This window comes from Streptomyces aurantiacus (genome assembly GCF_001418335.1).
Lineage (GTDB): Bacteria > Actinomycetota > Actinomycetes > Streptomycetales > Streptomycetaceae > Streptomyces > Streptomyces aurantiacus.
Genome location: NZ_LIPP01000025.1, coordinates 1 through 7,703 on the forward strand (window position 1 = coordinate 1; position 7,703 = coordinate 7,703).

Annotated in this window: 9 protein-coding genes; all 9 read right to left on the minus strand. The window is 69.8% G+C overall.

Annotation, left to right across the window (positions count from 1 at the left end):
• Nucleotides 1-24 precede the first annotated feature (24 nt).
• The 9 genes from AOK01_RS03315 to AOK01_RS03355 all read right to left on the minus strand — a co-directional run bounded on the left by AOK01_RS03315 (nt 25) and on the right by AOK01_RS03355 (nt 7,640).
• Nucleotides 25-768: a sirohydrochlorin chelatase gene (locus AOK01_RS03315; protein WP_055508178.1), complete on the minus strand. Its 744-nt coding sequence runs from the start codon at nt 766-768 to the stop codon at nt 25-27.
• Nucleotides 769-797: 29 nt separating this feature from the next.
• On the minus strand, nt 798-1,730 hold the full coding sequence (locus AOK01_RS03320) for an ABC transporter permease (RefSeq protein ID WP_055508180.1): 933 nt from the start codon (nt 1,728-1,730) through the stop codon (nt 798-800).
• Nucleotides 1,717-2,511 (minus strand): ABC transporter ATP-binding protein, encoded by a 795-nt coding sequence (locus AOK01_RS03325; RefSeq protein ID WP_055508182.1) that lies wholly within the window; start codon nt 2,509-2,511, stop codon nt 1,717-1,719. Before AOK01_RS03325 ends, AOK01_RS03320 begins: the two co-directional genes overlap by 14 nt.
• A 104-nt stretch (nt 2,512-2,615) precedes the next feature.
• The gene (locus tag AOK01_RS03330) at nt 2,616-3,719 is read right to left on the minus strand and encodes an aliphatic sulfonate ABC transporter substrate-binding protein (protein ID WP_055508184.1); all 1,104 of its coding nucleotides are present in this window, start codon (nt 3,717-3,719) and stop codon (nt 2,616-2,618) included.
• Nucleotides 3,720-3,844: 125 nt separating this feature from the next.
• The gene (locus tag AOK01_RS43330; RefSeq protein WP_157871176.1) at nt 3,845-3,991 is read right to left on the minus strand and encodes a hypothetical protein; all 147 of its coding nucleotides are present in this window, start codon (nt 3,989-3,991) and stop codon (nt 3,845-3,847) included.
• A gap of 1 nt (nt 3,992) precedes the next feature.
• The gene (locus AOK01_RS03340) at nt 3,993-5,366 is read right to left on the minus strand and encodes a sulfate adenylyltransferase subunit 1 (protein WP_055508186.1); all 1,374 of its coding nucleotides are present in this window, start codon (nt 5,364-5,366) and stop codon (nt 3,993-3,995) included.
• Between the two features lie 2 nt (nt 5,367-5,368).
• Complete coding sequence (gene cysD, locus AOK01_RS03345) at nt 5,369-6,310, minus strand: sulfate adenylyltransferase subunit CysD (protein ID WP_055508188.1); 942 nt, start codon at nt 6,308-6,310, stop codon at nt 5,369-5,371.
• Nucleotides 6,307-6,858, minus strand: a complete 552-nt coding sequence (cysC, locus tag AOK01_RS03350; RefSeq protein ID WP_055508216.1) for an adenylyl-sulfate kinase — start codon at nt 6,856-6,858, stop codon at nt 6,307-6,309. The genes cysD and cysC overlap by 4 nt, the downstream gene beginning before the upstream one ends.
• 62 nt (nt 6,859-6,920) lie before the next feature.
• On the minus strand, nt 6,921-7,640 hold the full coding sequence (locus AOK01_RS03355) for a phosphoadenylyl-sulfate reductase (RefSeq protein WP_055508190.1): 720 nt from the start codon (nt 7,638-7,640) through the stop codon (nt 6,921-6,923).
• Between the last annotated feature and the right edge of the window lie 63 nt (nt 7,641-7,703).

Genomic DNA, 7,703 nt, shown 5'->3' on the forward strand with positions numbered 1-7,703 from the left:
GGGCGGCGGGGGCGAAAAACCTGCTCAGGCACCCACCGCGGACAGCACAGCCGCAGGCGACCACGCTTCGTCGTACCGCCCCAGCAACACCCGCGCAACCTCCGGCGCCGCCCCCAGCACGTCGGCCAGGACGTCCGCCTCGGCCGAGCCACGGGCGATGCGGTCCGGCAGGCGGCCGGGGGCCAGGACGTACGGCGCCACAGCGACCCGCGCGCAACCGAGTGCCCGCAGCTCCCGGACCACGTCCTCGGTCCGGGGCAGCGCCGCGGAGGCGAACGCGGGCCGCACGGCGGACCAGCCGGCCCGCCGCCACTCCCGCGCGATTTCTGCGATCACCGCGATCGCCTCCGGGTCCGTGGACCCCGCCGAGGCCAGCACGACCCCGGTCGAGGACTTGTCGGCGGGGCACAACCCCGCCTCGTACAGCCGCCGTTCGAGCGCGGCCGTCAGCAGGGGTGACGGGCCGAGGACCTCGGCCTGCCGGATACGCAGCCGGGCGGGGGCCGCGTTCAGTACCGCCGGGATGTCCGTCTTCGCGTGGAAGGCGCGGGTCAGCAGCAGCGGCAGCGCCACCACGTCCCGTACGCCGTCCGCCGCCAGGGACTCCAGCGCCCCCGAGACGGACGGAACGTTGAACTCCAGGAAGCCGGTCTCCACGCGCAGCCCGGGCCGCCGCGCCCGCACCTGGCGTACCAGGGCGTGCACGGTCGCGGCATGGCGCGGGTCGCGGCTGCCGTGGGCGATGACGAGGAGTACCGGTTCTGGCATGGTTGTCAGTTCTTCACTCAGCTCTTCACTCAGTTCTTCACGAGGAGACCGCGGCTGCGCAGGACCCACCGCTCCAGCGGGCTGAAGATCAGCAGGTCGATGGCGATACCGACGATCAGGATGAGAAGGATGGCGAGGAACACCATGGGCATGCTGTTGGCCGTACGGCCGTTCTCAAGTAGCTGGCCGAGGCCGACGCCCAGGTCGGGCGAGGACGCGATGATCTCGGCGGCCATCAGCGAGCGCCAGGAGAACGCCCAGCCCTGCTTCAGGCCCGCGAGATAGCCGGGCAGCGCGGCCGGAACCACGATGTGCCAGGTGCCGCGCAGGCCCGTCGCGCCCATCGTGCGGCCCGCCCGCAGGTACAGCGGCGGTACCTGGTCGACACCGGAGACGAGTCCGTTGGCGATCGACGGGACCGCGCCGAGCAGGATCACCGCGTACATCATCGAGTCGTTCAGGCCGAGCCACAGGACGGCCGGCGGCACCCATGCCACCGACGGCAGCGACTGCAGTCCGGACAGGATCGGGCCGATCGCCGCGCGGACGAACTTCACCCGTGCTACCAGCAGCCCCAGCGGGGTGCCGATCACGAGCGCCATGAGGAAGCCCAGCAGACCGCGGGAGACGCTGGTCCAGATGTACTCCAGGAGCGTCCCCTCCAGCCAGGCCTCCTGGACCTCGTCCCAGACCGCGGACGGCGCAGGCAGCTTGTAGCTGTCGGTGACCTTCGCCCAGACCAGGACCTGCCAGATCACCAGCACCAGGGCCACGGCGACCATCGGGGGAAAGATCTTCTCCACGAAGGTCCTGCGGAACGGGGCCCGCCTGGTCTGGACGGCGTCCAGCGCGTCGAGCCCCGCTTCGAGTCCGGCGAGATCACCACCGTTGCCGGCGCTCTTGTCCTCGACGGGGTCCGTCTCCGCCTCGGTCTTGCCGGCGCTCGTCTCAGTGCTGGCCATGTCGGCGGATCTCCCCACGCAGTTGTTCGGTGATCTCGACGGACAGGTCCGCCACGGCGGAGTCCTCGATGCGGCGCGGCTGCGGGATGTCGACCGTCCACTCCCGCGCGATACGCCCCGGACGCGAGGACAGCAGCACCACGCGCTCGGCGAGCCGCACCGCCTCGCGCACGTTGTGCGTCACGAACAGCACCGACACGTTCGTCTCACGCCAGATACGGGTCAGTTCGTCGTGCAGCACGTCCCGTGTGATCGCGTCGAGGGCAGCGAACGGCTCGTCCATCAGCAGCAGTTGGCTGTCCTGGGCGAGCGCGCGGGCCAGCGCGACCCGCTGCCGCATACCGCCCGACAGCTCGTGCACCCGCTTGCCGTACGCGCCCTTCAGCCGGACGAGCTCCAGAAGCTCCTCCGCCCTGGCGCGGCGGTCCGACTTGGGCAGGCCCCTCAGTCTCAGGGCCAGCTCGATGTTCTTGCCCGCGGTCAGCCACGGGAAGAGGGCGTGTTCCTGGAACATCAGGGCCGGGCGGCCGTCGGTGCTGATGCCGCCGGCGGACGGCTTGTCGAGCCCGGCGACCAGGTTCAGCAGCGTCGACTTGCCGCACCCGGAGGCTCCCAGGAGGGTGACGAACTCGCCGGGCGCGACATCGAGCGTGATGTCGTCCAGGACGAGCTGCTGCCCGGCGGGGCCGGCGAAGGACTTCGAGACGTGCTCGATCCGGGCGGCGTACTCCACCGACGTACCGGTGTCGGCGTCGGTGGTCTTGGCGAGGGCGGTTGCCATGGTCGTCACCTCCTGGGAACTCTGAGAACTCTGGAACTCATGGGTGTCCGGGCTTGGCGGATCTCCGGACTTGATGGATCTCCGGGCTTGGCGGATCTCCGGGCTTACTTGACGCCGAGACCCGCGTCGTCGACCGCGCTTCCGCCCTCGGCCTTGAGGACCTTGTTCAGTGGCGCCAGGTCGTAGATGCCGTCGAGCTTCGGCTTCTCCAGCAGACCGGCCTTCACCGCGTGGTCCGCCTCGCTGTTGAGGGTCGAGGCCAGCGGGTCGTCGGTGAACTGGATCGACTTCCACGCCGGGTCGATGACGTCGGCGGGCAGTTCCTTGCCGGACAGCGCCTTGAGCTTGGTGTTGGCGGCGGCCTTCGCCTCGTCCGGGTTGGCGTTGATCCACTTGTTGGTCTTCACCGAGCCACGGAGCACGGCCTCGACGACATCCGGGTGCGCCTTCAGGAACTTCTGCGACACGATGATGTTCGTGATCACGAACTTCTTGTCCGGCCACAGATCGGCCTCGTCGAGCAGCACCTTCGCGCCCTCGGCGACCAGCTTGGACGCGGTCGGCTCCGGCACCCACGCGCCGTCGATGGAGCCCGACTTGTAGGCGTCCGGCGTGATCTTGTTGTCCGTGCGGACCACGGAGACGTCGCCCTTGCCGCTCTCCGCGTCGACCTTCCAGCCCTGCTCGGCGATCCAGTTGAGGAACGCCACGTCCTGCGTGTTGCCCAGCTGCGGGGTCGCGATCTTCTTGCCCTTGACGTCCTTCAAGGACTTGATCTTCTTCGGGTCGACCACCAGCTTCACCCCGCCGGACGCGGAACCGCCGATGATCCGCAGGCCCTTGCCGTCGGTCGTGCTGTACCCGTTGATGGCGGGGGAGGGGCCGATCCAGCCGATGTCGATCGAACCGGAGTTGAGCGCCTCGATCTCGGACGGACCCGCGTTGAACTGGGAGTACGAGGCCTTCGTGCCCCCGAGCTCCTTCTGCAGCAGCCCCTCCTGGTCACCCACGAGCGCGGTGGCGTGCGTCAGGTTCGGGAAGTAGCCGATCCGGACGGTGTCGGCGGAGAGCTTCTTGCCCTCGGCGGCGACCTTCGAGGTGTCCTCGTCCTTGTCGGAACCGTAGCCGCAGGCGGCGAGGGTGAGGAGGGGAAGCGCGGCGGCCACGGCTATGCCGCGGCGAAGCAGTGTGGAGCCCTTGGCAGGCACGGGAGGGGTTCCTCTCGTCGGCCCGGCGGTCACGGTTCTTCAGGTCGTGGCCGGGAGGTCGGCAGGTCTTCGTCGTATCCGCGACGGCGGGCGGGGGGACAGGGCGCGCAGGCAGTGCGCGTACGTCACCACGCACATCGCGCGACTCCGCCCTGCCCGGCGCCGAGGGCGCCGCTGCCGACCCGGCCGCCCTCCTTCGCGAACGTGGAGTAGAAATCGGTGGAGATGGAGGCCATATCGGTGGAGATGGAGGCCATATAGGTGGAGGCCATGTCAGAAGTCCCACCCGTCGTCGTCCGCCTCGGCCTTGACCGGCTCCGGCGAGGCGAAGGACTCGCCCACCATGCCCGCGGTGAGCGTGGTGCCGTCGGCAGGGTCGATCAGGATGAACGAGCCGGTGCGCCGGGAGTCCGCGTACGAGTCCACCGGCAGCGGCTCGGCGGTACGGATCTTGACGCGCCCGATGTCGTTGGCGACCAGGTGGCCCGGGTGCGGGTGCAGGGACAGGTCGTCGAGGGTCAGCCGCGACGGGATGTCCTTGACGACCGCCTTGACCGTGCGGGTGCCGTGCTTGAGCAGCACGCGGTGGCCGATGGTCAGCGGCGCGTCGGCGACGTGGCAGACGGTCGCCTCCAGGTCCTGCGTGGTCGCGGGCGCGTCCTGGGTCGGCACGATCAGGTCGCCGCGCGAGACGTCGATGTCGTCCTCCAGGAGGACCGTCACCGACTGCGTCGTCCAGGCCAGGCCGACCGACTCGCCCAGCAGGTCGATCTCGGCGATCCGCGAGGTACGCCCGGAGGGCAGCACCGTGACCTGCTCGCCGACCCGGAACGCACCGGCCGCGATCTGACCCGCGTACCCGCGGTAGTCCGGGTGCTCGGCGGTCTGCGGACGGATCACGTACTGCACGGGCAGCCGCGCGTGGCAGGTCGTGAGGTCGTGGCTGACCGGCAGGGTCTCCAGGTGCTCAAGGAAGGTGGGACCGCCGTACCAGTCCATGTTCGCGGAGGGGTCCACCACGTTGTCCCCGGCGAGCGCGGAGATCGGGATCGCGGTGATCTCGGGAACGCCCAGTTCGGAGGCGTACGCCGTGAACTCCTCGGCGATCGTGGCGAAGACCGGCTCCCGGTAGTCGACGAGGTCCATCTTGTTGACGGCGAGGACGACGTGGGGGACGCGGAGGAGGGCGGCGATGGCGGCGTGGCGGCGGGTCTGTTCGACGACGCCGTTGCGGGCGTCGACGAGGACCACGGTCAGTTCGGCGGTGGAGGCGCCTGTGACCATGTTGCGGGTGTACTGCACGTGGCCGGGGGTGTCGGCGAGGATGAAGCGGCGCTTGGCGGTGGCGAAGTAGCGGTAGGCGACGTCGATGGTGATGCCTTGTTCGCGTTCGGCGCGCAGGCCGTCGGTGAGCAGGGCGAGGTCGGGGGTGTCCTGGCCGCGGTTGCGTGAGGCGTGTGCGACGGCTTCGAGCTGGTCGGTGAGGACCGATTTGGAGTCGTGCAGGAGTCGTCCGACGAGGGTGGACTTGCCGTCGTCGACGGAGCCGGCGGTCGCGAAGCGCAGCAGCGTCGTCTCGGACAGCTGCTCGACCGACAGCGGCTCGATGGGCTCGGCGGGCTGGGCGGGCTCGATGGTGCTGGTCATGGTTAGAAGTACCCCTCGCGCTTGCGGTCTTCCATCGCGGCCTCGGACATTTTGTCGTCGGCGCGGGTGGCGCCGCGTTCGGTGAGCCGGGAGGCGGCGATCTCGGTGATCACGGCGTCGAGTGTGGTGGCGTGGGAGTCGACGGCGCCGGTGCAGGACATGTCGCCGACGGTGCGGTAGCGCACGAGGCGGGTCTGGGTGCTCTCGCCGTTCTTGGGGCCGCCCCAGTCGCCGGCGGTGAGCCACATGCCGGCGCGCTGGAAGACGTCCCGTTCGTGGGCGAAGTAGATCTCCGGGAGGTCGATGCCTTCGCGGGCGATGTACTGCCAGACGTCGAGTTCGGTCCAGTTGGAGAGGGGGAAGACGCGGACGTGTTCGCCGGGGGCGTGGCGGCCGTTGTAGAGGTTCCACAGTTCGGGGCGCTGGCGGCGGGGGTCCCACTGGGAGAACTCGTCGCGCAGGGAGAAGACGCGTTCCTTGGCGCGGGCCTTCTCCTCGTCGCGGCGTCCGCCGCCGAAGACGGCGTCGAAGCGTTCGGCCTGGATCTTCTCGGTCAGGGGCACGGTCTGCAGCGGGTTGCGGGTGCCGTCCGGGCGTTCCTTGAGGGCGCCGCGGTCGATGTAGTCCTGCACGGAGGCCACATGCAGGCGCAGGCCGTGCTTCTTGACCGTGCGGTCGCGGTATTCCAGGACCTCGGGGAAGTTGTGCCCGGTGTCCACGTGCAGCAGCGAGAACGGCACCGCGGCCGGCGCGAACGCCTTCAGAGCCAGATGCAGCATGACGATGGAGTCCTTGCCGCCGGAGAAGAGGATCACCGGTCGTTCGAACTCGCCCGCGACCTCGCGGAAGATGTGTACCGCCTCGGACTCCAGCGCGTCCAGGTGCGAGAGCGCGTACGGGCTGTCGGTCCCCTCCTCGGAGACATCGGCGACGGTCGTCGTCATGCGAGACCCCTCTCGGCGAGCAGCGCGTGCAGCGCCGCCGCGGACTCCTGCACGGACTGGGTGTGCGACTCGATGCGCAGATCGGGCGACGTGGGCTCCTCGTACGGGTCGTCGACCCCGGTGAGCCCGGAGATCTCGCCCGCGGCCTGCTTGGCGTACAGGCCCTTCACGTCCCGCTCGCTGCACACCTCGACCGGCGTGGCGACATGCACCTCGACGTACGCGGCGCCACTGGCCTGGTGGCGCTTGCGCACGGCCTCGCGGCTGTCGGCGTACGGGGCGATGACCGGCACGAGCGTCTTGACGCCGTTGCGGGCCAGCAGGTCGGCGAGGAAGCCGATGCGCTGAACGTTCGTGTGCCGGTCCTCGCGGCTGAAGCCGAGGCCCGCCGTCAGGAACGTACGGATCTCGTCGCCGTCGAGCACCTCGACACGGTGGCCCTCCTCGCGCAGCCGTCCGGCCAGTTCGTACGCGATGGTGGTCTTGCCGGCGCTCGGCAGACCCGTGAGCCAGATGGTGGCTCCGGTCACTTGGTTCTCCTGGTTCATCGGGGTCGTCGAGGGCTTCGAGCCGGTCGCGGTCGTCGGATGCGTCGAGGTGGCGGTCATGGTCAGCCGTGCAGTCCGCACTCGGTCTTCGCGCTGCCCGACCAGCGGCCGGCGCGCGCGTCCTCACCCTCCAGCACCCGGCGGGTGCAGGGGGCGCAGCCCACGGAGGGGTAACCGTCCATGAGGAGCGGGTTGGTGAGGACACCGTGCTCGCTCACGTACGCGTCCACGTCGTCCTGCGTCCAGCGGGCGATCGGCGAGATCTTGACCTTGCGGCGCTTCTCGTCCCAGCCGACGACCGGGGTGTTCGCCCGGGTCGGGGACTCGTCGCGGCGCAGGCCCGTGGCCCACGCGCGGTACTTGGTGAGCCCTCGCTCAAGGGGCTCGACCTTCCGCAGCGCGCAGCACAGGTCGGGGTTGCGGTCGTGGAGTTTCGGGCCGTGCTCGGCGTCCTGCTCGGCCACGGTCTGCCGCGGGGTGAGCGTGATGACGTTGACGTCCATCACGGCCTCGACCGCGTCCCGGGTGCCGATGGTCTCGGGGAAGTGGTAGCCCGTGTCGAGGAACACGACGTCCACGCCGGGGTAGGCACGGGACGCGAGGTGGGAGACCACCGCGTCCTCCATCGAGGAGGTCACGCAGAACTGCTTGCCGAAGGTGTCGGCGGCCCACTGGAGGATCTCCAGGGCGGAGGCGTCCTCCAGGTCACGCCCTGCCTGCTCGGCGAGCGCCCTGAGCTGTGCGTCGGTATCCGTGTCGGTATCGGCCTGAACGGTCGTCATATCTCGTCCCCTCCACCGTCGTTGCGCTGAACGCTCCTCTTTGTCTGGGCGTGAGCCGGAGGA

Coding starts and splice junctions, on each gene's coding strand:
- AOK01_RS03355 (WP_055508190.1), bottom strand. CDS start 7,640: ATGACGACCGTTCAGGCCGATACCGACACGGATACCGACGCACAGCTC.
- AOK01_RS03340 (WP_055508186.1), bottom strand. CDS start 5,366: ATGACCAGCACCATCGAGCCCGCCCAGCCCGCCGAGCCCATCGAGCCG.
- AOK01_RS43330 (WP_157871176.1), bottom strand. CDS start 3,991: ATGGCCTCCACCTATATGGCCTCCATCTCCACCGATATGGCCTCCATC.
- cysC (WP_055508216.1), bottom strand. CDS start 6,858: ATGAACCAGGAGAACCAAGTGACCGGAGCCACCATCTGGCTCACGGGT.
- AOK01_RS03320 (WP_055508180.1), bottom strand. CDS start 1,730: ATGGCCAGCACTGAGACGAGCGCCGGCAAGACCGAGGCGGAGACGGAC.
- AOK01_RS03325 (WP_055508182.1), bottom strand. CDS start 2,511: ATGGCAACCGCCCTCGCCAAGACCACCGACGCCGACACCGGTACGTCG.
- cysD (WP_055508188.1), bottom strand. CDS start 6,310: ATGACGACGACCGTCGCCGATGTCTCCGAGGAGGGGACCGACAGCCCG.
- AOK01_RS03315 (WP_055508178.1), bottom strand. CDS start 768: ATGCCAGAACCGGTACTCCTCGTCATCGCCCACGGCAGCCGCGACCCG.